The following is a 23432-nucleotide window of genomic DNA, read 5'->3' on the forward strand; positions in this document are numbered from 1 at the left end:
TATGAGAGTATGTTGCTCATAATTCCAAAAAGAGGCTGGCGTACTAGATCGCGTTCCGTCGCCTATAAATCATGGGAGTTGAGATTTTTATATGGCAAGTCGTCCGACACTTAAAACTATCGCCGATCAGGTAGGCGTTACCGTTTCCGCAGTATCATTAGCCCTGCGTAATGATCTGCGAATTTCCCAAGCGACGCGGGAGCGTATCCAACAGGCTGCGAAGGAGCTGGGTTACGTCTATAACCGGCATGCGGCGGGGTTGCGGCGAGGCGATAGCGGCACTGTAGCGGTATGCCTTAATGATCTGAGCAACCCTTTTTTCACCGAATTCCTTGGGCACATGGAAGCGCGCTTTCGCGAGGCGGATCGCATGATGCTGTTCTGCCATGCCCATGAAACACCATCGATCCAGGCGCGCTTCATTCGTCAGATGGCCGAGCATGGTGCCGCGGGGCTGATTTTGGTGCCTGTCGCCGGTACCACCCGAGAAGATCTTGATGGGCCGCAGGTAAGGCATCTACAGGATTTTCCGCTGGTGCTGATTTCCCGGGATGTCGCTGATACAAGTTTCGATCGAGTCATCAACGACGATGTGCTAGGCATCCGTCTTTTATTCGAACACTTATATGAAGCAGGGCATAGGCGCTTTGCTTGGTTGGGTGGTGGCGGTGATACGTCCACTGCCCGTGATCGAGAATGCTCCTTCCGGCAGCAGATGGATGCTGTCGGTTTGCCTGTTACACGTGATTCGGTTCACCACGGGCCAACGACGCTGGAATTCGGTGACGCCATGCTAGAGCGGCTGCTTACGATGCCGGAACCACCGACCGCAATTATGTGTTTTTCGGACATTATCGCCTTTGGTGTGCTGGCGGCGTGCTACCGGCATGGGGTGCGCCCAGGTGTGGATATTTCTGTCACCGGTTTCGATGATATGGATGCGGCCGCTTACTCGGCACCAGCATTGACCAGTGTGCGGGTGCGAACTGATCTAATTGGTCAGTGTGCCAGCGAGTTGCTGCTTTCTCGTATGGCGGGGGAGCAATTTCCGACGGTTCGGAAGGTGGTGCCGCCCGAGCTGGTGGTGCGGGCGAGTACCGGGCCGGCAGCATGAGCTTCACCTCCGCTCTCACCTGACCTCCGCTACGGCGAACATAGCGGTGATGGTAACCGAACGTCCTTAAATGGACGCCTATCGATCCGATCCTGCGCTACCCAACCTACCTATACCCATGATTGCCCACGTTATCAGCGTTAGGGCGTCACTTTGGGTCAGCCTCATGAGTTGAAAAGGCTTGAGTTACTTTGCAGCAAAGAGCCTAAACGGCTATTTAAGCGTCAAACGTCTATGAATTGACTCAGGTAGCGAGCTAACATTCAGATTGCCCGCTACCTAAGCATCTCCACAATTTTAGCAGTGACTTATTTTAGCCCTTGAATCCGTCGATGGTTTTCCAAAGTCATTACCAACGCTTCAGCCGCTTCCTTGCCTTTGGCACGGAAATGGTCATAGAAAAAATCATGATGTGTGCTGTGTTCATGGAAATGATGCGGCGTCAGCACGACAGAAAGTATGGGAATTTCTGTGTCCAGTTGCACCTGCATCATGCCTTCAACCACTGCCTGAGCAACGAAGTCGTGGCGATAGATGCCTCCATCAATAACAAAGCCCGCACCCACAATGGCGCTGTAACGACCTGTTTTGGCTAGCAACTTAGCTTGAAGAGGCACTTCATAAGCCCCCGCAACTTGGAATATTTCTATTTGATCAGCGGAAAAGCCATGCTCGCTGGCAAGTTGAGCAATAAATGCTTCTCTGGCTTGGGCAACAATATCGTGATGCCAAGACGCTTCGATAAAGGCAACGCGAGGGAATGAAGAAAGTTGGGTCTGATTCATGGTCATCCTATGGGGATTGGTTACCAGAACCAGGGCATGAGGCATCCAATAGCACAGCACCCGCATGCGTTGGAACGCTACGGGTAATATCACTAGGAAACCTTCTCTTTTATCCGGACTATTACCGTCGGCTTCGGAATCTCACCGAATCTGCTGTCCTCAACCGTTAGGTGACACCTCTGGTTGAGCGCTCGTGGGCTTATCCGCATCAATAAAGATATGGCATCACCACCGGTGGGGACTTACACCCCGCCCTGAGAAAGTTCGCCATTACTGGCGGAAGACATTATACGCTGGCTGGCCGACAGATACAGATAGCATGACCAAAAAATTAAGATGATGGATGACGTCTTGAAAGGTGAGCTTAGCAACCAAAAGCATACCTCTTCGCCATCATTGAAGCCCAAACCACTGGTTAAGTGCTAGACTACTGGATGTCATTAGCAGGTTAATTATTGCGTCAATAGGGACAGATTTTAAGATTTAGGGAGTCGATGTGAAGGGCGTCGTGTTGAATGCAGGGAGCGCAAAAGCGCTGGCAATATCACTAACCGTTGGCGCCGTTGGCGGTACGCTGTTTCAACTGTCCGGTTTGCCCCTTGCATGGATGCTTGGCCCTCTTATTGCCAACCTAGTGGTCTCTTCACAAGGCGTGAAGGTCGAAGTGCCTGAGCCACTGCGTAACGTATTTCTAGCCGTCATGGGGTTGGTGTTGGGTAGCCAGGTGACGCCGCAGCTGGCTCATCGCGTACTGGATTGGCCGGTTTCTGCTGCTCTCTTGCTGCTGGGAGTAGCCGCCTCCACTGCCGTAGCCGCTGCCTGGTACCGGCGCTGTGGTTTCGACCCCGTCAGTGCCTGGTTTGGTGCCTCGCCCGGCGCGATGACGGCGATGATTCTGTTGGGCGAAAAGTGCGGTGGCGACCCCCAGCGTATTGCAGTCGCGCAGTCGCTGCGCATCATTTTAGTGATTCTTTTTTTGCCGCCGCTATTTTGGGCCTATGAGGGCGGAGGCGAGGGCATCGGCCCTGTTCATAGCAGTTTTGAACACGGCTGGATGCTACTGATGATCCCGCTGCTGTTGCCGCTAGGACGCTGGCTGCGAATTCCCAGCCCTGCACTGCTGGCACCACTGCTAGCCGCTGCTCTATTATCCGGTGTTGATATTGCCAGTTTCGCTCTCCCAGAGTGGGGGATGAACCTGATGCTGTGGGTGCTGGGCAGTGCCATTGGTTCGCGCTTTAAGGGCATGACGCGAAAGCTTTTTGGCCGCTATTTATGGCAGTCTGGTGTGGCGACGCTGTTAGCGTTGCTGGTACTTGCACTATTTGCCGAGCTGATTCATCAACTGCTAGGGGTAGGGCGCGATGTGGCGCTGCTGGCGCTGGCGCCGGGGGGTATTGGCGAAATGGCTATTTTGGCCGTCGCGCTCAATATCGACCCGGTGTTTGTTGCCTTTCATCACCTGCTGCGCATGGTCACGCTGATGATCATTGCGCCTTTTTGGGCGCGTTGGCTGCTGCGCCACGCTCCTTCTTAAATCTTAAACAATCAAACTGTTACATAAATAAGTTAACGTCTGTCACATCAACCTCAGACACACCAACGCCAGTCACGTAAGGAAGCCTCATGCTATCGCGTGTTTTACAGCCGCTATTTCGTTACTTCGAAACGCGGGTAAACCCTTATCCGGAAGGCGAGGTTAAAACGCCGCCTAAGGGCTTAATGCCGTTTATTGTGCACTTTTCCCGTCCGATGCTGCCGCTGTTGCTGCTAATGACGCTGTTCACGGCGCTGGTCTCGGCGGCTGAAGTGGTTTTCTTTAGCTACATGGGGCAACTGGTCGATTGGCTGGGCAACGTTGAACGTGCAGGCTTTTGGGCTGAAAATGGCCTGTGGCTTGCTGGTCTGGGGCTATTGCTGCTGATCGGTTTGCCGCTATTGGTGCTGATGCAGTCATTGGTCACTCATCAGAGTATTTTCGGTAACTACCCGATGATCGGCCGCTGGCTATCCCACCGCCATATGCTTAGCCAGAGCCTGGCATTTTATCAGGACGAATTTGCCGGGCGGGTGTCGCAAAAGGTGATGCAAACGGCGCTGGCGATCCGCGAGACCGTCACCAAGGTGATGGATCTATTGGTCTACGCCATCGTCTATTTCACTGGTGCGGCCTACCTGCTGGGCCGGGCGGATCTTTTGCTGCTGATCCCACTGGGCCTGTGGCTGGTGGGCTACCTGTCGATCATGCGCTACTTCGTACCGCGCCTGCGAGATGTCTCTATGGCGCAGGCAGACGCCCGTGCCCAAATGACCGGGCGCGTGGTGGACAGCTACAGCAATATCCAAACCATCAAGCTGTTTGCCGACACCGAGCGCGAGCAGCGCTACGCCAAAGATGCTATGGAAGGCTTTATGGTCACCGTTCACCGCCAGATGCGCTTGGTGACGATCATGAGCGTGGGTTTGACGCTGCTCAACACGGCGCTGTTGGTGGGCACTGCGGCCATGGCGATCAGCGCCTGGTACACGGAGGCTATTTCCCTGGGCGTTTTGGCGATTGCCATCGCGCTGGTCATGCGTATCCGTTTTATGTCTGACTGGATATTGTGGGAAGTCGCCGGGTTGTTTGAAAATATCGGCACGGTTCAAGATGGCATGAACACCATCGCTCAGAAGCCCACGATCAACGATGCGCCCAATGCTAAAGCGCTTCAGGTTCCCCATGGCGAAATTGTGTTTGATGCGCTGCGCTTTCAATACGCCCAGGCGAAAGGGGAGAGTAAAAACGTCTTTGATGGACTCAGCCTGACCATCAAGCCCGGCGAGAAAATCGGCCTGATCGGCCGTTCCGGGGCGGGTAAATCCACCCTGGCCAATCTGCTGCTGCGTTTTTATGACTTGCAAGGTGGGCAGATATTGATCGATGGGCAAAACATTGCCGAGGTGACTCAAACCTCTTTGCGCCACCAGATTGGCATGGTCACCCAAGACACCTCGCTGCTGCACCGCTCGCTGCGTGACAACATCCGTTACGGCAGTCCCCACGCCAGTGACGAAGATGTTTGGAACGCGGTGTGCCGCGCCCATGCAGATACCTTTATCAATGATCTGGTCGACCCGAAAGGGCGTCGCGGCCTGGATGCCCATGTGGGCGAGCGCGGAGTGAAGCTTTCCGGTGGGCAGCGCCAGCGGATCGCGATCGCCCGGGTGCTGCTCAAAAATGCCCCGATTCTGGTTCTGGACGAGGCCACCTCGGCGCTGGACTCGGAAGTGGAGGCCGCCATTCAAGAGCAGCTGGATACGCTGATGGAAGGCAAAACGGTGATTGCCATCGCGCATCGGCTGTCGACCATTGCCATGCTCGATCGGTTAATTGTGGTGGATGAAGGGCGCATGGTGGAAAGTGGCACGCACCAGGAGCTGCTTGCACGCAACGGCATTTATGCCAGCCTTTGGCAGCGCCAGTCAGGTGGCTTCCTGGGCCTTGATATCGACGGCAACGGCCCCAACCAACAGTAGATACATACATCAATGTACATATTCGAACTGTACATACTGAGGTAACGATGAAAGCGATCAAGCTGAATCAGCCCGGCGGTTTGGACAAGCTGGACGTTGTCGACATGGAAGCGCCTGGGGAGCCGGGCCCTGGTGAAATCCGAGTACGTCTACACGCCAGCTCTCTGAATTTTCACGACTACGCCGTGGTCGCTGGGATGATTCCCACCGACGATGGGCGTATTCCCATGTCAGACGGCGCAGGCGTTGTCGAAGCCGTGGGCGATGGTGTCAGTGAGTTCGCGGTGGGCGACCACGTGGTATCGACCTTCTTTCCCCACTGGTTGGAAGGCCCGGCGCGTGTCGGTGATTTTCGCACCACGCCAGGTGATGGCGTGGATGGCTACGCTCGTGAGCAGGTTGTACGCCCGGCTGAGTGGTTTACCCATCAGCCCAAGGGCTATAGCCATGCGGAATCCGCTACCTTAACCACCGCTGGCTTGACCGCTTGGCGGGCGCTGGTCGTCGATGGTGGCATTAAAGCGGGGGATAGCGTGCTGGTGATGGGCACGGGCGGGGTATCCATTTTTGCCCTGCAGTTTGCCCGATTGATGGGCGCGCGGGTAATTGCTACCTCATCATCTAACGAAAAGCTGGCGCGGCTGCGTGAGATGGGCGCCGAGCACACCATCAACTATAAAGAGACGCCTGATTGGGGTAAGCGCGTGAAAGAGCTGACCAACGGCGAAGGCGTTGATCATATCGTCGAAGTGGGCGGGCCAGGTACGCTGCCGCAATCCTTTGATGCGATCAAAATCGGTGGGCATATCGCTTTGATTGGTATCCTCACTGGGCGTGAGGGTGAAATACCGACGGCTAAATTAATGGCCAAGCAGGCGAGTTTGAAAGGCTTGATTGTGGGCAGTCGTCGCCACCAGATCGAGATGATTCGTGCGCTGGAAACATTCGATATGCACCCGATCATTGACCGCGAATTCCCGCTTGCCGAGATCGCCGACGCTTTCCGCCACCAGGAATCTGGCCAGCACTTCGGCAAGATCTGCCTGACGTTTTAAAACAGTTGGCTTACTTTCGAGGAAGTGAGTCATAGATAAATAGTTTGCACGCCTTGCGCACTTGCCGGGCGTGCAAGTGCAGACTAATCTGGCAAGCGGCTGTAGACCACGCCTTTTACTTCAAGCTCCAATATCTCATCGTAGGGCACCATCACGCCTTCAACGTCACCCGGTGTGCGATGGCTGTTCTTAATCTCGGTTTCAGGTATCACCTTTACGCCCATTAGCCCAACGTGCTGGATTCTGGCGCTAAAGCGATTGCCCTCATGCTCAATCAGTAGCCGCTCACCGGCAATACACTTCTCGAGCTTGGCGTGGAGTTCTGTTTCGCTAACGTGGACAACACTCATTGCTTTCTCCTTTAGCTTTTGCCATTGCTCTCGCAATAAAATAATAATCCGTTATGTGCGCTAACGACTGTCTATAAAGACTTTATTTTAGACCATAAGTTCGTCTATGAGGTTAGAAGCTGCGCGCACCGTGCTAAAGTGAACGCTTATTGCTAACCATAGGGACAAGGTCATGGGGGAGCATTCATCATCAGCCGACACGCCGCTGTGGGCGGTCGTCGAGCTCGATCAGTTTCGTACCCCTGAGCAGACCCAGGCAAGCCAATGGCGACGTTCGTTGCGTTCGGCTTCGACGTGGCTGGTAGGCAAAAACAGCGCTGAGCAGCAGGTAAAAGAAGAGCATGAACTGCGTGCGTTGCCCGAGGTTAAGCTAGCGCATTTAGTGCCGCCCATCGATTGGGCGCCCGCCGCAAGGGCTTTGGCGCAGCAGCTAAAAGGCCAGCAAGCGCCGGTTACGTTTTTTATTACCCCGCCGCACAGCGGCCATGTTTCTGTGGTGAGTCAGTGGGCGGAACAGCACCACTTTGCCTGTTTGCCGCCACCCACGCTCAGCGAGCTTGCCGAAGGCGACACTCAGTGGGTAGAGCGTTGTGCCAATCAACGCGAGTGGGCTGTTCCCGCATTAGAACGCTACTTTTTACGCCACACTCAGGGTATTCAGGGCGTACGTGAATTTCTTGAGCGCGCCTTAAGTGGCCGCTTGGGGCAGGGTGTGATTGGCTGTGACAGCTGGGCGTATGCCTACCTACAAGAAGTGGTCGGTATCGAGGGCGCGCCGGTATTTACCCTTCAAGCCATGGAGGGCGAACAGCTGTCGCAGTACTTTGCGAAGATTGCGACCCATGAAGGGCAGTCTCCGTTGGTCTACAGCACGCGAACCGGTAAGCCAGTATTGACTGAATCAGCAACCCAGCATGGCGACAAAGCCCCTAACAAAGAGCTACAGCGCTTAGCTGCTCACTGTCGTGGTCATATAGGTCTTGCTTGGCACTACTGGCGCGAGCGGCTGCGTGAGCCAACAGCAGACGATGAAGAGGCGCTGTGGCTGGTCGATGCCCTCGCCGAGGCAGAACTCTCCACAGATACCGGGGATATCGCCACGCTGGTGCTGCATGCGTTATTGGTTCATGGCGGTCTGGATGACCACTCCCTCGGGCAGGTGTTGCCGTTTTCACACCACGAGGCACTCAATGCCCGGTTAGCTTTGCAGCGCAAAGGGATTGTTTCAAGCAGCGAAGGGCGTTGGCAGATCACACCGTTAAGCTACGCAAGCGTTCGCCAGCTATTGGAATCGCGCAATTATCTGGTTGATCCCCTTTAAGTCGCCGCGCTAACAGCGACAGGCCTGCGGAGGGCACCCATGGACGAACAACAAAAGTACGCACGATTGTTTAACGATATTGATAGCCAAGCGATGATTACCCTTGGGGTGGTGCTGCTATCGACCATTGTGCTGATTATTGTCAGCCAGCGGGGGCTTAACTGGCTGGCCACTCGGTTACACGGGCAAGTGCGTTTCCGCATTTTTGCCTTGGTGCCTCTAACGCGCCTACTGATTTTGATTACTGCACTGGCCATCATCGTACCGATTATTATCGAGCCATCGCTACGTAATATGGTCACGTTGCTGGGAGCACTTGGCTTAGCCATTGGTTTTGCCATGAAGGATTACGTAAGCAGCTTGATTGCGGGTGTTGTTTCGGCGATTGAACTGCCTTATCGCCCAGGGGACTGGGTTAATATTGAAGGCACTTACGGCGAGGTTAAGCACGTCGGTTTGCGCACGGTAGATATTCAGACGCCCGACGATGATTTAGTCGCCGTGCCGCACTTAAAGTTGTGGGATCACGCCGTTTACAACGCTAATAATGGCGGTACCAGCCTGCAGTGCGTGGCGAGTTTTTACCTTCACCCCGAGCACGAAGCAGGCTGGGTACGTAAAGCGCTGCGCGATGTGGCGTTAACCAGCGCCTATCTGAAGTTCGATAAGCCAATTATTGTGGTGGCCGAAGAGAAACCCTGGGGCACCCACTACCGCATACGCGCTTACCCGGTGGATCCGCGCCAGCAGTTTTTGTTTATTACCGATCTAACTGTGCGCGGTAAAACAGTGCTGAGTGCCGCAGGCGTGCAGTCAGCGATGTTGCCACCGGATGCTGCCCTGGATGCACGCAACGCGGCAGAATCTTCTTACTAACAGGCCTTAGGCGTCTGTAGACTCGGGCAGCTCACCGCTGTGATAGACGTTTTGCACATCGTCCAGCTCATTAAGCATAGCGAGAAACTTTTCAAACATCGCCACATCGTCACCTTCAACCGGAGTGGTGGTTTGCGGCAGAAACTGGATCTCGTCAGCCTCGAAGTCAATCTCACCGAACGCGTCCAGTAGCGCCTGCTTGGCTTTGGCATAGTCGGTGTGCGGGGCGAAAACAGTGATGCGATCTCCCTCTTGCTCAATGTCGGTGACATCCACATCGGCTTCCATCAGCGCTTCAAGCACGGCTTCTTCATCGCTTCCGGCGAAGGAGAAAATAGCGCAGTGGTCAAACATATGGCTGACGCTACCGGGAGTGCCGATTTTGCTCTTGGTTTTGGTGAAGCAGCCGCGCACATCGCCAAAGGTGCGGTTGGGGTTGTCGGTAAGGCAGTCGACAATCACCATCACATTGCCAGGGCCGAAGCCTTCGTAGCGTGCGGGCGAGAAATCCTCGCCACCGGCACCGCTGGCTTTGTCGAGCGCTTTATCAATAACGTGAGAGGGCACCTGATCTTTTTTGGCCCGCTCCATTAAGCCGCGCAGCGCCAGATTGCCATTAGGGTCGGTGCCGCCCGCTTTAGCGCAAACGTAAATCTCGCGTCCATATTTGCTGTAGACCTTGGTCTTTGCATCGGCCGTTTTGGCCATGGATTCCTTACGGTTCTGAAAAGCCCTACCCATGTTGCCGTCCTATGTTTTCTAGACCTATGTTTGCTATATGCCCCGCGCAATGAGCGGCGGGGCGGATGTTTTCAAATGAGCGAAAAAATCGCATAGAGCAAAAAGATTAAATTTTACCCAACAGCGTACCATGCTAACAGCGTTATTTAAGACGCTTACCGAAGTGTTGCTTGGCTTGGCGTATACTGGCCATCATTGCTCATATTTTGATTTTGACCCCTCAAGGAGGAAAAGACATGCCGTTAACACTCTGGCTATCGCTCGCCGCGATTTGTGCCATGGGCGCTATGTCGCCGGGGCCGAGCTTGGCACTGGTGCTGCGCCATACGTTAGGCGGCGGGCGTTTTACTGGAGTGACCGCGGCAGTTTTCCATGCCTTTGGTGTAGGCTTTTATGCGCTCCTTACCGTTTGGGGGCTAGGCGCGATAATCGCCGGTTTTCCGCTGCTGTTCCAGCTGATTACCTGGTTCGGCGCGGCTTATTTGGCGTGGCTAGGGGTTAAAGCGCTGCGTGCCGGGAAAGCCGGTGCCTTAGAGCCTAATGCGATTGTCACTAGCCGAGGGCAGGCGGCCAAAGAGGGCGTGCTGGTGGCATTAGGCAACCCGAAGCTGATTCTGTTTTTTGTTGCGCTACTGAGCCAGTTTGTGACCCCGGAGATGAGTGGGGTAGCTAAAGCTATCATTGTGTTAACGGCGATGATTATTGATGGCGGCTGGTACGTGCTGGTGGCGGTGGTGCTTTCCCACTCGCAGATTCTGCCCTGGCTACAGCGGCGTGCCCATTGGATTAACCGCATCACGGGCGTACTGTTAATCGCGCTGGCGCTACGAGTGGTCGCCGGACCGCTGGTGTAAAAAGCATAGCCGTGGCATGGTGATACCCATGCCGTTTGGGGTTTTGTGGGGCCGATTGATGCAAATATACGACCAAGACTGCTATACCCACCAAGGGCTGCCGTTCAATTTACGTGCGCTACGCGGCCAAGTGCTGCTGGTGGTTAACGTTGCCAGCCAGTGTGGTTTTACCCCGCAGCTAAGCGAACTCGAAACCCTTTTTCAGCGTTATCGGGATCGTGGTTTCACCGTGCTCGGTTTCCCGTGTAATCAGTTTGGCCGCCAGTCGCCGGAAAGTGCTCAAGCGTTTTGCCAGTTTGGCGAGCAGCAGTTTGGAGTCAGTTTTCCGCTACTGGAAAAGGTCAATGTCAATGGCAGTGATGCCCACCCACTGTTTGTGCTGCTCAAGCGCGAGGCGCCTGGAATCCTAGGCACACAGCTGATTAAATGGAATTTTACCAAGTTCCTAGTGGGCCGTGATGGCAAGGTGATAGCCCGCTTTGGGCCGCGCTATCACGGGCGCCCGCTACGTCTGGCATTAGAAGAAGCCTTGGATCAAACATACCCATAGCCCCACAAGGCACTATCCCTCTATACCTGCTCGCCCCGCGCGACTGCTACACGATTCATGAGCGCGTTCCAGCGGTGACGCACCATCATGGTCGTTAAGCCTGAAAACAGCGCCCAGCTTTTGCGTCGCCAGCCCTTCAAGCGCATATTGTGATTGACCAACTGCTTCATCAGCTTATAGTCGTCAAATTGTCGCCATTCGCTGGCGATTGAAAGCTGATGGCGTGACATCACCGGTGCCATTTCCAGGCGAAACATCCATTCGAGCTCGTTAAGCGTCATATCATAGCGCTCTATGACCTCGACCATACGCGCGTAGTCGCGCTCGCTGGGTTCACGGTCCAGCCACAGCGGGGCTAGCGCTAGCCATAGATCGCCGCGTTCATCTACTAGCTGCTGTGCATTCATGATCGCCTCGTGGGAAGTCGTTGCCGATATAAGTACTTTGGCAGCTATCGTGACGCGAATGCCCCCCGAGCTCAAGAGTGGGCAGGAGCCAAGGATGGACAGTCGCTTATGGGCGGACGATAGCTCAGGAGCGGACAGAGCGCACGGAGAGAGCTAGAATAGCCTCTATGAGTCATGACACTGCTATTTCAAATTCAAAAACTATGCCAAAAGCTATGTCAAAAACTATGGCAAAACGATGTCGCTAGTTATGATGTTGCCAGTTACGATATTAAAAGCTAAATCAATCTGATAAAGAGGTTCTCTGTGATTATTAAACCCAAAGTACGCGGCTTTATTTGTACCACTACTCATCCCATCGGCTGCGAGCAGAACGTTCGCGAACAGATTGAAGCGACCCGTGCTCGCGGTTTGGATAAGCAGGCTGGCCCAAAAAAAGTACTCGTCATTGGGGCTTCAAGTGGCTATGGGTTGGCAGCCCGTATTACCGCAGCGTTTGGCTACGGCGCCGACACCCTGGGCGTTTTCTTTGAAAAGCCTGCCACCGATAAGAAACCCGGCACCGCAGGCTGGTACAACAGTGCCGCCTTCGATAAGTTTGCCAAGCAGGAAGGGCTGTACAGCAAATCGATTAACGGCGATGCGTTCTCCCATGAAGCGCGGGAAAAAGCCATTGAACTGATCAAGCAGGACATGGGCGAGATCGATCTGGTGGTGTACTCGCTGGCATCACCCGTTCGCAAGCTGCCGGATAGCGGCGAACTTAAGCGCTCAAGCCTCAAGCCAATTGGCGAAACCTACCGCGCTACTGCTATCGATACCAATAAAGACGCGATTATCGAAGCAGAAGTAGAGCCAGCCACCCAGCAGGAAATCGACGACACCATTACGGTAATGGGTGGCGAAGATTGGGAACTGTGGATGGAAGCACTTGACCAAGCAGGTGTGCTGGCAAAAGGTGCGCGTAGCGTGGCGTTTAGCTATATCGGCACTGAAATCACCTGGCCGATCTACTGGCACGGTGCGCTGGGTAAAGCCAAGGAAGACCTCGACCGCGCCGCAGCGGCTATCGACGCCAAGCTGAAAGAGACCGGTGGCGGGGCCAATGTGGCGGTACTCAAGTCGGTGGTCACCCAAGCGAGCGCGGCCATTCCGGTAATGCCGCTGTATATCGCCATGGTCTACCGCATCATGAAAGAGCAGGGTCTGCACGAAGGCACAATCGATCAATTGAACCGTCTATTCGGTGAGCAGCTCTACTCAGCCCAAGGCAAGCGCGGTGAAATGGTAACTGATGAGGTAGGGCGCCTGCGTTTGGATGACTGGGAGTTGCGCGATGACGTTCAGCAAGCGTGCCAGGATCTGTGGCCGGAAGTGACGACCGAAAACTTATTCGAGATTACCGACTATGCTGGTTATAAGCACGAATTCTTGAAGCTATTTGGCTTTGAGCGTGACGATGTCGATTACGATGCCGACGTCAATCCAGAGGTTACGTTTGATGTCGTGAATCTGTAAGCCATTCACAGAGGCGGTAGCGCCGCCCAATTCGACCGGAACGCTGGAGGTGTTTATGGACACTAGGGAAAGCAAAACCCCGGAAGAAGAGAAGCAGCATATTATCAATGAGCGAATACCTGAGGATTATGAAACCTCAAAACCGCATCTACAGCCTGAAGCCAAGAAGCGGCCAGGCGGGCTGTATAAGTTACTCCCGATAGTGGTGATCATTGTCGGCGTGATTGTGGTTAGTATCGTCGTGTTAGGCATTATTAACCGCGGTAATTAGTACTTAACCATTCTCTCTTTTTTGCCGGGCCTTGCGCCCGGCAATTTGCATTCATGCGTCACGTTTTTGTTGCAGTGGTCATAACGCTGCCATCCTCTACGCAATTGGGTAAGATGATCGTTTATCTATGTCGATGGCGGTCTTTCATGCATCTTTTCATGCAACTCAATCAGTTATCATGCAGCCCAACCCGTTAGCCTCACAGGCAGCGCTACCGCGTCGGCGGGTGGCCTTTTTGCTGCTGCCAGGTTTTTCGTTATTGACCCACGCTAGCGCACTGGAACCGCTACAAATGGCTAACCAGCTGAGTGGGCAGATGCTTTACCACACCGTCACATTAAGTCTCAATGACGAGCCCGTGCGCAGTGGTGCTCAGCTTTCGCTCATTGCTCAGCACGCACTAAGTACCGCATTAGGCCCGCTTGACCTGCTGTTGATATGCGCACCAACACCGCTGCCCTATACGCTTCCTGCAAAGTTGAATGAGTGGCTCCGTGGGCACCAGGGGCGTGGTGTGGCACTGGGTGGGTTGGCAGGGGGCACTGAAGTGTTGGCACGCTGTGGGTTGCTTGAAGGCTATCGTGCGACGCTGCCCTGGCAGCGTTTTGAGGCCTTTGCTCAAGCCTATCCGCAAGTGACGCTTTCTCAACAGCTGTTTGAAATTGATCGCGACAGGCTGACCTGCGCGGGGGGAACCGCGGCCATGGATTTGATGCTCACGCTGATTGGCCAGCATCACGGTGCGCGCTTGGCGGAGCAGGTGTCTGAGCAGTTTGTCTGCGACCGCATCCGCTTGGCAGATGAGCGCCAGCATGTGCCGCTGCGTAGCCGCCTGGGGCATGCGCCGCAAAGTCTGGTGGAGGCTGTCACGCTTATGGAAGCCAATATTGAGGAGCCGCTCTCGACCCTGGAACTGGCCGAACATCTGGGTATCTCTCGGCGTCAGTTGGAGCGGCTATTTAAGAAGTATCTGCAGGCGGTCCCTAGTCGCTACTACCTGGATTTACGCTTACAAGAGGCGCGCAAACAGCTTCGCGATAGTGACCGGCCGGTAGGCGATATTGCGTTTGCCACGGGATTTTCCTCAGGCGCGCACTTTTCTACCGCCTACCGTCACCATTTCGGCATGACGCCGAGAGAAGAGCGCCTGGGTTAGAAAGATTCAGGTTAATGTATCCACAATGCCACCTTCCACACGCAGTGCCGCCCCGCTGGTTGCACTGGCTTGGGGAGAAGCGGCGTAGACGCTCATACTCGCGACTTCTTCGGGTGTTGCTAAGCGCTGGATAATTGAAGAGGGGCGGTTCTCTTTAACAAAGCGTTCTTCCATCTCTTGCTGAGAGATGCCCTCTTTTTCCGCCATTTCCCCCATCATCTTGATCACGCCTTCTGAACGGGTCGGCCCAGGTAGAATGGCATTCACGGTGACCTGGGTGCCGCTGAGCACTTTGGCCAGCCCGCGAGAGACGGAGAGCAGCGCCGATTTGGTCATGCCGTAATGCACCATTTCACTAGGGATGTTGATCCCCGACTCGCTGGAGATAAACTGTATGCGGCCCCAGTCGCGCTCGCGCATGCCCTGGGCGTAGTGACGGGAAAGCCTCACCGCGCTCATGATATTAATATCGAAAAATTGCTGCCACGTAGCGTCATCTACATCGAAAAAGTCCTGCGGGGCGAAAATGCCTACGTTATTGATCAGGATATCCGCGCTGGGCTGCTGTTTAATAAGCGTTTGGCAACCTTCAGCGGTGCCGAGATCAGCCGCCACGCCTTCTACCTTGGCATTGGGAGTGTCTTTTTTAAGTGCGCTGATGGCACCATCAACACGTGCTTGGGTACGCCCTGTTATAACCACGTCAGCGCCTGCCTTGGCGAGCCCTTGAGCAATTGCAAAACCGATGCCCGCTGTAGAACCCGTGATAATGGCGTGTTTGCCGCTTAGATCAATCTGCATATGCTGGTCTCCTCTCATCCTGAGTGTCGGTGCTCATCACTATGCAACGCAGCTCAGCGAATAACCGCATAGCTTGCTAATAAGTATGGGGCTCTTTTAGAGTTCTTCAAGGCGGTTCAGTGATACGCCGAGACGCCGCTATTCATAATTTGCCGTCCCATTGCTGAAAGCGCTTGGACTCTTTACCACCTTATACTGTTGTTACTACTTTCCTCCACTGGAGCTAGCGACCCATGAGCCATACCCCAAGCCGTCAAGATTACGACCACTACATGACGCCCAACTACTCACCACAGCAGGTCATTCCCGTGCGTGGTGAAGGTAGCCGCTTGTGGGATCAACAGGGCCGTGAATATATCGACTTTGCCGGGGGGATCGCGGTTAACTCCCTTGGTCATTGCCATCCAGTACTGGTCAATGCGCTCAAAGAGCAGGGCGAGAAGCTGTGGCACCTTTCCAACGTATATACCAACGAGCCAGCGCTGAACTTGGCCAAGACGCTGGTCGAGCGCACCTTCGCCGATAAGGTGTTCTTATGCTCCTCCGGCGGTGAAGCCAACGAAGCTGCGCTTAAGCTGGCACGCCGCTGGGCGGTGGATAATCACGGTGAGCAGAAAGATAAAATCATCTCGTTCTACCAATCTTTTCATGGCCGCACCTTCTTTACCGTCAGTGTGGGTGGCCAGCCCAAATACTCCCAGGGCTTTGGGCCGGTGCCGGGCGGAATTCTGCACGCTAATTACAATGACCTGGATAGCGTTCGCAAGCTGGTTGGCGACGACACCTGCGCAATTATGGTTGAACCCATGCAGGGCGAGGGCGGTATCGTGCCCGGCACGCAAGAATTCCTCCAAGGGCTGCGCGATCTCTGCGACGAGCACAATGCGCTATTGATTTTTGACGAAGTGCAAACCGGCGTTGGTCGTAGCGGAGAACTCTACGCTTATAAGAACTACGGCATTACGCCGGATATTCTTACCAGTGCCAAATCCTTGGGCGGCGGTTTCCCCATTGGCGCCATGCTGGCTATCGACTCGGTGGCTAAATCGCTGGTTGTTGGCACCCACGGTTCTACTTACGGCGGCAATGCGCTGGCATCTGCCGTTGCCTTGGCGGCGGTGGAGCTTATCGATACGCCCGAGGTGCTCGAAGGCGTTAAGCATCGCCACGATCTGTTCCGCGAGCATTTAGAAACTATCAACCGCAAGCATGGCGTGTTTAAAGAGATTCGCGGTATGGGCTTATTAATAGGTGCCCAGATGTCGGATGCCTATGAAGGGCGTGCCAAAGACATACTACCGCTGGCGATTGAAGAGGGCTTGATGGCGCTGATCGCCGGGCCGAACGTACTGCGCATGGCGCCTTCTCTGGTCATTCCTGAAGCGGATATCGCCGAGGGCATGGCCCGCTTAGAGCGCGCGATTGAGCGATTAGTTGCGGCAGCATGAGTGAACAGCAGGCTGCGTCAATCGTGTTAACTGAAGGGGAGGCATCGAGGATGCTGGTAGTTCGACCCGTTAAAGCGTCTGATCTCACGGCGCTTGAGCAATTAGCCGAGCATGCAGTACCTAAGCTTACTAACTTGCCTGCTAACCGTGAGCGACTTCAGGAGCGCATTGCGCGCTCTCAAGACGCCTTTAATGGTGACGTCGAGTTTCCAGAAAACGAGCACTATACGTTTGTTCTCGCCGATGACACACGCGAGGAAGTGCTCGGTACCGCCACCATACGTGCCCAGGCGGGTGCCAATGAGGCCTACTACACCTACCGCCAGGAAACGCTGATTCACGCCTCCCAGCAGTTGAACGTACGTCGTGAAGTGCAGACGCTAGCGCTCTCCCATGAAGTTTCTGACGCTACCCTGCTGTGCGCCTTTTCGCTTAACCCGCGTTATAAAGGCACCAGCGCGGAGAGCCTGCTGCGCCGGGCGCGGTTGATGTTTATCGCCCAGTACCCCGAGCGGTTTTCGCGTATTCTGGCGGTGGCGTTTCCCGGCTACTTGGATACGCGCAGTGAATCGCCGTTCTGGGAAAGCGTGGGGCGGCACTTTTTCGCCCGCAGTTTCCAGGATATTAACCACATTGCCGGGGTGCGCTCGAAAAGCTTTATCGCCGAAGTAATGCCCCAGTTCCCGCTCTATTTGCCGCTGCTAACACCCCAGGCGCGGGCGGCGATAGGTCGTGAGCACCCTGCTCATGAAGAGGCGTTGGAGGAGATGCTGGCGGAGGGCTTCGTGCGTTCGCGCCATGTGGATATTTTCGACGCCGGACCGATTGTCAAAGCCGAGCGCGAGCGGTTGGAAACCTTCCGCAGTGCTGCCTGGCACCCGGTGCGCATTCGCCCTGAACACGCTTTGCCGGATGCTGAACCCGCGCTGGTTGCCAATCAAAAGCTGGGCGAGTTTCGCTGCATCGTCGCCCGCTACGCGCTGTCACCCACGGGCCAGTTGATGCTCTCAGCGGAGCATGCTGAGCGGCTGGGTGTCACGGAAGGGCGAGCGGTGCTTGCTGCGCCGCTGACGCTACCCACCGTGGTAGACGCGCTCGATGAAGGAGAAATGTAATGCGCATTCGACCCATTGCCCGTGATGATCTGGATGGGCTTCAGGCGCTTGCGCAGCAGGCGGGCGTTGGCTTTACCTCGCTGCCGGATAATCGCGAGTTTCTAGCCGGTAAGATTGAAGCGGCTGCCAGTGCCTTTGAAGAGCGCACTCCGGTGGATGATCGGCTTTATTTCTTTGTGCTAGAGGATGAAGTAAGTGGCGAGTTGGCGGGCTGCTGCGCCATTGAGGGGCAGGTGGGGCGCGAGGTGCCGTTCTATAACTATCGGCTGGGAACCCTTGCGCACTCATCCATTCAGCTGGATCTTCACCGCACTATCGACACGCTGTTTTTAAGCTCCGACCACACCGGCGATGCCGAAGTATGCTCGCTGTTTCTGCGTCCTGAGTATCGCGGCGAAGCCAACAAACATTTGCGCAATGGCGCGCTGCTCTCCAAAGCGCGCTGGCTGTTTATTGCCCAGTTTCGTGATCGCTTTCCCGATAAAGTGCTGGCGGAGATGCGTGGGGTGTTCGATGAAAATAACACCAGTCCTTTCTGGGAGAGCCTGGGCAAACACTTCTTCCCTATGGATTTCAGCGAAGCTGACCGCCTAACCGGCCTGGGGCAGAAGAGCTTTATTGGCGAGCTGATGCCCAAGTTTCCCATTTACACCACTTTCATGGCCGAAGAGGCGCGTTCCTGCATTGGTCAGGTGCATCGTCATACTCGCCCGGCGCTGGAGATGCTTAAAAAAGAGGGGCTGCGCTGGGAAGGCTATATCGATATTTTCGACGGTGGCCCGACGGTAGAGGCGTACATTGATGATGTGCGCGCTATCCGCAACTCACGGCTCTGCCAGGTGGAAGTATCAGCCGGAGCAAGCGAAGAGAGCGTCAGCCGCTGGCTAGCCGCCACCACTCAAATGCTGCACTTTACCGCCAGTTGGATAGGCCGCGGGCCTGCCGAGGATAACACCATCGTGCTTAACGAGCAGGAAGCGAAGCGCTTAGGTGTTGCCACCGGCGATACCCTACGGCTACTCGAGACCTAGGCGACGTTTACAGGAGAGTTTTATGCACGCCCAACAGCAGCAACTGATCAATGGCGCCTGGGTCGCAGGCGACGCAGAGCCGTTGAGCAAGCACGACCCCGTTTCTGGCAAGTCGCTATGGCAAGCAGCGACGGCTAGCTCTGAACAGGTCACGGCCGCTGTGAAAGCCGCCCGCGGTGCCTTCCCCGGCTGGGCGCGCACACCTTTTGCCGAGCGCCAGGCGCTTGTCGAGCGTTTTGCCGAGGTGCTAAAAACACGAGGTGAAGACCTGGCCGTTGCGATTGCTTCAGAGACCGGCAAGCCGCTCTGGGAGGCGCGCACCGAAGCGGGCGCCATGGTGGGTAAGGTGGCGCTGTCGGTTAAGGCGTATAACGAGCGCACCGGTGAACGGGAAAAAGTGGTGGGCAGTGCAAACGCGGTGCTGCGCCATCGTCCTCATGGTGTGATGGCGGTGTTTGGCCCATATAACTTCCCCGGCCACCTGCCCAACGGCCATATGGTGCCTGCGCTATTGGCGGGTAACTGTGTGGTCTTCAAACCCAGCGACCAAACCCCGCTTACCGCGGATTTGACCCTACAGTGCTGGCTAGAGGCTGGGCTTCCAGCAGGTGTCATTAACCTGGTGCAAGGTGGTGTGCCGGTAGGCCAGGCGCTGGCAGGTCACCCCGATATTGATGGCCTGCTGTTTACCGGTAGCGCCAAAGTGGGTGGCATGCTGCACCAGCAGTTTGCCGGACAGCTGGATAAAATCCTGGCGCTGGAACTGGGCGGCAATAACCCCCTGATAGTGAAAGATGTCGACGACGAGCGCGCCGCGGTATTGACCATTCTGCAGTCGGCGTATCTCTCCGGCGGCCAGCGCTGCACCTGCGCGCGGCGTTTAATGGTGCCTGAGGGCGCAGTAGGCGATCGCTTGATCGATGCGCTTTCAGAGGCGATTACCAAGCTACACGTGGCGGGGCAGTTCGAAGAAAATCCTACGCCGTTCTATGGTGGTTTGGTCAGCGTAGCGGCGGCGGACGGCCTGCTCAAGGCCCAAGAGGAGCTGGAGAGCATGGGCGGTACGGTGATCAACCGTATGAAGCGCCAGAAGGAGAACACCAGCCTGTTAAGTCCCGCGCTGATTGATGTGACCGGCCTTGACGTGCCGGACGAGGAGCACTTCGGCCCGCTGCTGAAAATCCACCGCTATCGCGATTGGGATGAAGCGCTACAGCTTGCCAATAACACCCGCTACGGGCTCTCCGCCGGTTTAATTGGCGGTGATCGAGCCGATTGGGATGACTTCCTGCTGCGTATTCGCGCTGGAATCGTCAACTGGAACCGCCAAACCACCGGTGCATCCGGCGATGCACCTTTTGGTGGTGTGGGTGACAGCGGCAATCACCGTCCCAGTGCTTTTTATGCGGCAGACTACTGCGCCTACCCGGTGGCCTCCATGGAAGCTGACAGCCTGGAGATGCCCGAGACCCTGCCGCCGGGAGTGAGCCTGTGAGTGCCGCCGATCTCAGCAGCGTTAGGGAAGTCAATTTTGACGGCCTAGTCGGCCCAACCCATAACTACTCCGGGCTGGCGGTAGGTAATGTGGCGTCTATGAGCCACGGCGGGTTAGTGTCCAACCCCAAAGAGGGCGCGTTGCAGGGTCTTCTCAAGATGAAGTCGTTGATGGACGCGGGCTATGCCCAAGGGGTGCTGCCACCCCAGCAGCGCCCCGATATTGGCGCACTGCGTGATTTAGGCTTTAGCGGCAGCAATAGCGACGTTCTGGCCCGCGCCGCCAAAGAGGCCCCTCAACTACTGCGAGCAGTCTGCTCGGCGTCCAGTATGTGGACGGCTAACGCGGGTACGATGACGCCCAGCATGGATGTACCGGATAGTCGGGTACATTTCACGCCAGCGAATCTACAATCCAGCTTTCACCGCTATTTAGAACCGCAAACCACCGGTCGCGTGCTGCAGGCAATTTTCCGCGACGAACAGCACTTCGCCCACCATCCGGTGCTGCCTGCAACGCCTGCCTTTTCTGACGAAGGGGCGGCTAATCACACCCGTTTATGTGGTGAGTACGGCGAGCCGGGCGTTCACCTATTTGTCTATGGCCGTCAGGCGTTTGGTGACGTGCGTAGCGGTGAGCGAGAACCCAAGCACTATCCGGCCAGGCAAACCCTGGAAGCCAGTCAGGCGGTGGCCCGCCAACATGGGTTAACAGAGGCGCAAACGGTATTTGCCCAGCAGCACCCGGACGCCATCGACGCGGGCGTCTTCCATAATGACGTCATTGCTGTGGGCAACGGCCCCGTGCTGCTCTACCACGAAATGGCCTTTCTGGATGAAGAAGGCACGCTTGATGAGCTGCGCACCAAAATGGCCAGCCCGCTGATTCCCGTGCGCGTGCCCTTGGAAGCGGTAAGCATGGAGGATGCGGTAGCCTCGTATCTATTTAATTCGCAGCTGCTCTCCAACCCGGATGGCACCATGACGCTGGTAGTGCCCGGCGAATGCCAGGAGCGTGAGGCGGTATGGCGCACCATTCAGGATTATCTGCTGGCGGGCAATAATCCGATCAGTGAAGTGGTCGTTAAAGACGTCAAACAAAGCATGCGCAACGGCGGCGGCCCGGCTTGCCTGCGCCTGCGCGTGGTGCTAACGGAGGCCGAACGTGCAGCGCTCTCTGGCCGCGTGCTGCTCACCAATGCACTGTACACTGACCTGACCGCGTGGGTGGAGCGCCACTATCGCGTTCGCCTCGCCCCGGACGATTTGGCCGATCCACAGCTGGCGGAAGAGTCGCTTGCAGCACTGGATGAACTCACTCAACTGCTGAAAATCGGCCCGGTTTATCCCTTTCAACTGGGGTAGGGTGTGATGTAGTGAGGGAAAATAATAAACGCCATGGCAGTGCCTTGGCGTTTTGGTTTAAAGTTTGCAGCGAAAGCTTAGCCGTCGCTTTGCCCGGCGTATGCGATTAGGAGGGAGCAGTGCGACAATATATGCTGGCCTTGGTGATAGGAGTATTTTTAATAATGTCGACAGGCACTAATGCGAACGGCTTGGATTTCGAAGCGTTAGTGTCTGAGCAAGGCGCAGCAGGCCCACTGCCAGCACTTCAGCCGTTTGAAGCAAGGGATGGCACCACACTTTCATATCGGCATTATCCAAGTGAATCCGACACGGCGCTGGTGCTCGTGCACGGCTCAGGGACCGACAGTCGATATCTGGCAACCTTTGCTCGCGGATTGGCAGCTTCAGGCGCCGCCGCTGTTTACACCCCGGATATTCGAGGGCATGGGCCATCTCCCGTTCGGCGCGGCGATATTGACTATATCAAGCAGCTTGAGGATGATCTTGCCGATCTTATTGCCCACATCGAAGTGGTCAATCCTCAATTAACGCGTATCGTCGTCGGTGGGCATTCGTCAGGTGGCGGGTTAGCAATACGTTTTGCTGGTGGCACGCATGGGCACCGTGCCAACGCCTATCTGCTGCTAGCGCCTTACCTAGGATACGACGCACCTACTGTTCGGAAAAGCTCGGGCGGGTGGGCAGACCCCAAAGTGACCAGGATCATTGCTATATCCATTTTGAATGAACTCGGTATTACCCACTTCAATAAGCTACCGGTGCTGCACTTTAATTTGCCGCCCGAATACCGCCAGGGCTCAGAAACGCTAGCGTATTCGTACCGGCTTATGAAGGGCTTTGCTCCCGCCAATTGGCAGAACGATCTCAGTTCTATGACGGCTCCAGTCCTTCTTATTACTGGATCTGATGACGAAGCATTTTTTGCGGAGCGCTTCGAGCCCACTTTGCGGCCCATCGTTCCACACGCTGATATCGTCACGGTGCCTAATGCATCGCATCTGAGCCTTGTTGTGAACAAAGAGGGCATCAAGACAGCTTACCATTGGCTTCAAGCGTTATAAGAGCGAAAACCTCATGTGTATGGGATGGTGGAAACACTTATGGTTCTCACACCTAGCACTAGGATTACGTCAATATGCCCTTAATCGACATCCGTGCTGCACTCGAAACTGATGTTCCGGACATTCAATCCTGCGCACGACTGGCCTATTCAAAGTATATCAGTCGCATTGGTCGTGAACCTGCGCCCATGCATGCAGACTACGCAAGCCTAGTCGGCTACGGCTACATAGATGTTGCTATCCTTGATTCACATTTTGTGGGCTATGTTGTGTTCTACCCCGAAGGCGATCATTTTCACCTCGAAAACGTTGCCATACTACCCGAGTATGGTGGCCTCGGCATTGGGAAGCGATTGATCGATCACGTGGAATGTTCAGCCGAGGAAAAGGGATACGAAGCCGTGGAACTTTATACGAATGAAGCCATGATAGAAAATCTCGCCATGTACCCCAAACTAGGATACGTCAGGGGCGAGTGTCGGCATGAAGCGGGGTTTAATCGAGTGTATTTCCGAAAGCAGCTAAAGTTAAATGGCTGACAAGAAGAGCTTTCCTAGTTGGGTCGATTCAGTTAAAACGTCACTCTTGAGTTCATCA

23 protein-coding genes and 1 riboswitch are annotated in these 23432 nt (G+C 55.4%); of the genes, 18 read left to right on the top strand and 5 right to left on the bottom strand.

Annotation, left to right across the window (positions count from 1 at the left end; translation table 11 throughout):
- Positions 1-91: 91 nt before the first annotated feature.
- Positions 92-1114: a LacI family DNA-binding transcriptional regulator gene (locus tag ACW17M_RS07930; protein WP_457547196.1), complete on the top strand. Its 1023-nt coding sequence runs from the start codon at positions 92-94 to the stop codon at positions 1112-1114.
- 308 nt (positions 1115-1422) lie between these two features.
- On the opposite strand, the gene ACW17M_RS07935 is transcribed toward ACW17M_RS07930, so the two are convergent.
- On the bottom strand, positions 1423-1899 hold the full coding sequence (locus ACW17M_RS07935; RefSeq protein WP_039860244.1) for a 6,7-dimethyl-8-ribityllumazine synthase: 477 nt from the start codon (positions 1897-1899) through the stop codon (positions 1423-1425).
- 97 nt (positions 1900-1996) lie between these two features.
- Positions 1997-2165: riboswitch (FMN riboswitch) on the bottom strand.
- A gap of 230 nt (positions 2166-2395) precedes the next feature.
- Between ACW17M_RS07935 and ACW17M_RS07940 the strand changes: the two genes are divergently transcribed.
- The 3 genes from ACW17M_RS07940 (at position 2396) to ACW17M_RS07950 (ending at position 6473) form a co-directional block, all read left to right on the top strand.
- A complete protein-coding gene (locus tag ACW17M_RS07940) occupies positions 2396-3436 on the top strand; it encodes an AbrB family transcriptional regulator (RefSeq protein ID WP_009288173.1) in 1041 nt (346 codons plus the stop codon).
- Between the two features lie 89 nt (positions 3437-3525).
- Positions 3526-5418, top strand: coding sequence for an ABC transporter ATP-binding protein (locus ACW17M_RS07945; RefSeq protein ID WP_009288174.1), 1893 nt, complete (start codon positions 3526-3528; stop codon positions 5416-5418).
- A gap of 47 nt (positions 5419-5465) precedes the next feature.
- Positions 5466-6473 (top strand): zinc-dependent alcohol dehydrogenase family protein, encoded by a 1008-nt coding sequence (locus ACW17M_RS07950; RefSeq protein WP_009288175.1) that lies wholly within the window; start codon positions 5466-5468, stop codon positions 6471-6473.
- 83 nt (positions 6474-6556) lie between these two features.
- Here ACW17M_RS07950 and ACW17M_RS07955 read toward each other — a convergent pair whose 3' ends face one another.
- On the bottom strand, positions 6557-6823 hold the full coding sequence (locus ACW17M_RS07955; protein ID WP_027959997.1) for a hypothetical protein: 267 nt from the start codon (positions 6821-6823) through the stop codon (positions 6557-6559).
- A 172-nt stretch (positions 6824-6995) separates the two neighbouring features.
- On the opposite strand from ACW17M_RS07955, the gene ACW17M_RS07960 reads away from it, so the two are divergent.
- Both ACW17M_RS07960 and ACW17M_RS07965 read left to right on the top strand, forming a co-directional pair.
- Entirely contained in the window at positions 6996-8144 is a 1149-nt protein-coding gene (locus ACW17M_RS07960) for a hypothetical protein (protein WP_009288176.1), read from the top strand.
- 39 nt (positions 8145-8183) lie between these two features.
- Positions 8184-9020: a mechanosensitive ion channel family protein gene (locus tag ACW17M_RS07965; RefSeq protein ID WP_009288177.1), complete on the top strand. Its 837-nt coding sequence runs from the start codon at positions 8184-8186 to the stop codon at positions 9018-9020.
- A 6-nt stretch (positions 9021-9026) separates the two neighbouring features.
- Here ACW17M_RS07965 and ACW17M_RS07970 read toward each other — a convergent pair whose 3' ends face one another.
- The gene (locus tag ACW17M_RS07970; RefSeq protein WP_414121978.1) at positions 9027-9761 is read right to left on the bottom strand and encodes a YebC/PmpR family DNA-binding transcriptional regulator; all 735 of its coding nucleotides are present in this window, start codon (positions 9759-9761) and stop codon (positions 9027-9029) included.
- Positions 9762-9997: 236 nt separating this feature from the next.
- Between ACW17M_RS07970 and ACW17M_RS07975 the strand changes: the two genes are divergently transcribed.
- Positions 9998-10615, top strand: a complete 618-nt coding sequence (locus ACW17M_RS07975; RefSeq protein WP_022522487.1) for a LysE family translocator — start codon at positions 9998-10000, stop codon at positions 10613-10615.
- A 58-nt stretch (positions 10616-10673) separates the two neighbouring features.
- A complete protein-coding gene (locus tag ACW17M_RS07980) occupies positions 10674-11165 on the top strand; it encodes a glutathione peroxidase (protein WP_022522488.1) in 492 nt (163 codons plus the stop codon).
- A 20-nt stretch (positions 11166-11185) separates the two neighbouring features.
- Here the strand turns inward: ACW17M_RS07980 and ACW17M_RS07985 are convergent, their stop codons facing one another.
- The gene (locus ACW17M_RS07985; RefSeq protein ID WP_027960003.1) at positions 11186-11572 is read right to left on the bottom strand and encodes a DUF7079 family protein; all 387 of its coding nucleotides are present in this window, start codon (positions 11570-11572) and stop codon (positions 11186-11188) included.
- 306 nt (positions 11573-11878) lie between these two features.
- Between ACW17M_RS07985 and fabV the strand changes: the two genes are divergently transcribed.
- The 3 genes from fabV to ACW17M_RS08000 all read left to right on the top strand — a co-directional run bounded on the left by fabV (position 11879) and on the right by ACW17M_RS08000 (position 14517).
- Positions 11879-13090 (top strand): enoyl-ACP reductase FabV, encoded by a 1212-nt coding sequence (gene fabV, locus ACW17M_RS07990; RefSeq protein WP_009288181.1) that lies wholly within the window; start codon positions 11879-11881, stop codon positions 13088-13090.
- A 55-nt stretch (positions 13091-13145) separates the two neighbouring features.
- Complete coding sequence (locus ACW17M_RS07995; RefSeq protein ID WP_022522490.1) at positions 13146-13361, top strand: hypothetical protein; 216 nt, start codon at positions 13146-13148, stop codon at positions 13359-13361.
- A gap of 178 nt (positions 13362-13539) precedes the next feature.
- Positions 13540-14517, top strand: coding sequence for a GlxA family transcriptional regulator (locus tag ACW17M_RS08000; protein ID WP_171051191.1), 978 nt, complete (start codon positions 13540-13542; stop codon positions 14515-14517).
- Positions 14518-14523: 6 nt separating this feature from the next.
- Here ACW17M_RS08000 and ACW17M_RS08005 read toward each other — a convergent pair whose 3' ends face one another.
- On the bottom strand, positions 14524-15318 hold the full coding sequence (locus tag ACW17M_RS08005) for an SDR family NAD(P)-dependent oxidoreductase (protein WP_027960006.1): 795 nt from the start codon (positions 15316-15318) through the stop codon (positions 14524-14526).
- Positions 15319-15551: 233 nt separating this feature from the next.
- On the opposite strand from ACW17M_RS08005, the gene ACW17M_RS08010 reads away from it, so the two are divergent.
- From ACW17M_RS08010 to ACW17M_RS08040, 7 genes are all read left to right on the top strand, one after another.
- Complete coding sequence (locus ACW17M_RS08010) at positions 15552-16766, top strand: aspartate aminotransferase family protein (RefSeq protein WP_009288183.1); 1215 nt, start codon at positions 15552-15554, stop codon at positions 16764-16766.
- Positions 16767-16816: 50 nt separating this feature from the next.
- Complete coding sequence (locus ACW17M_RS08015; RefSeq protein ID WP_027960008.1) at positions 16817-17881, top strand: arginine N-succinyltransferase; 1065 nt, start codon at positions 16817-16819, stop codon at positions 17879-17881.
- Complete coding sequence (gene astA / locus ACW17M_RS08020; RefSeq protein WP_233974192.1) at positions 17881-18912, top strand: arginine N-succinyltransferase; 1032 nt, start codon at positions 17881-17883, stop codon at positions 18910-18912. The genes ACW17M_RS08015 and astA overlap by 1 nt, the downstream gene beginning before the upstream one ends.
- A gap of 22 nt (positions 18913-18934) precedes the next feature.
- Positions 18935-20407, top strand: coding sequence for a succinylglutamate-semialdehyde dehydrogenase (astD, locus tag ACW17M_RS08025; RefSeq protein ID WP_457547197.1), 1473 nt, complete (start codon positions 18935-18937; stop codon positions 20405-20407).
- Positions 20404-21771: an N-succinylarginine dihydrolase gene (gene astB / locus ACW17M_RS08030; protein WP_457547198.1), complete on the top strand. Its 1368-nt coding sequence runs from the start codon at positions 20404-20406 to the stop codon at positions 21769-21771. The genes astD and astB overlap by 4 nt, the downstream gene beginning before the upstream one ends.
- 164 nt (positions 21772-21935) lie before the next feature.
- Positions 21936-22835, top strand: a complete 900-nt coding sequence (locus tag ACW17M_RS08035; RefSeq protein WP_161575212.1) for an alpha/beta hydrolase — start codon at positions 21936-21938, stop codon at positions 22833-22835.
- 74 nt (positions 22836-22909) lie between these two features.
- On the top strand, positions 22910-23374 hold the full coding sequence (locus ACW17M_RS08040) for a GNAT family N-acetyltransferase (protein ID WP_457547199.1): 465 nt from the start codon (positions 22910-22912) through the stop codon (positions 23372-23374).
- Positions 23375-23432: the final 58 nt, after the last annotated feature.

The organism is Vreelandella sp. 2A-K22, assembly GCF_054065485.1.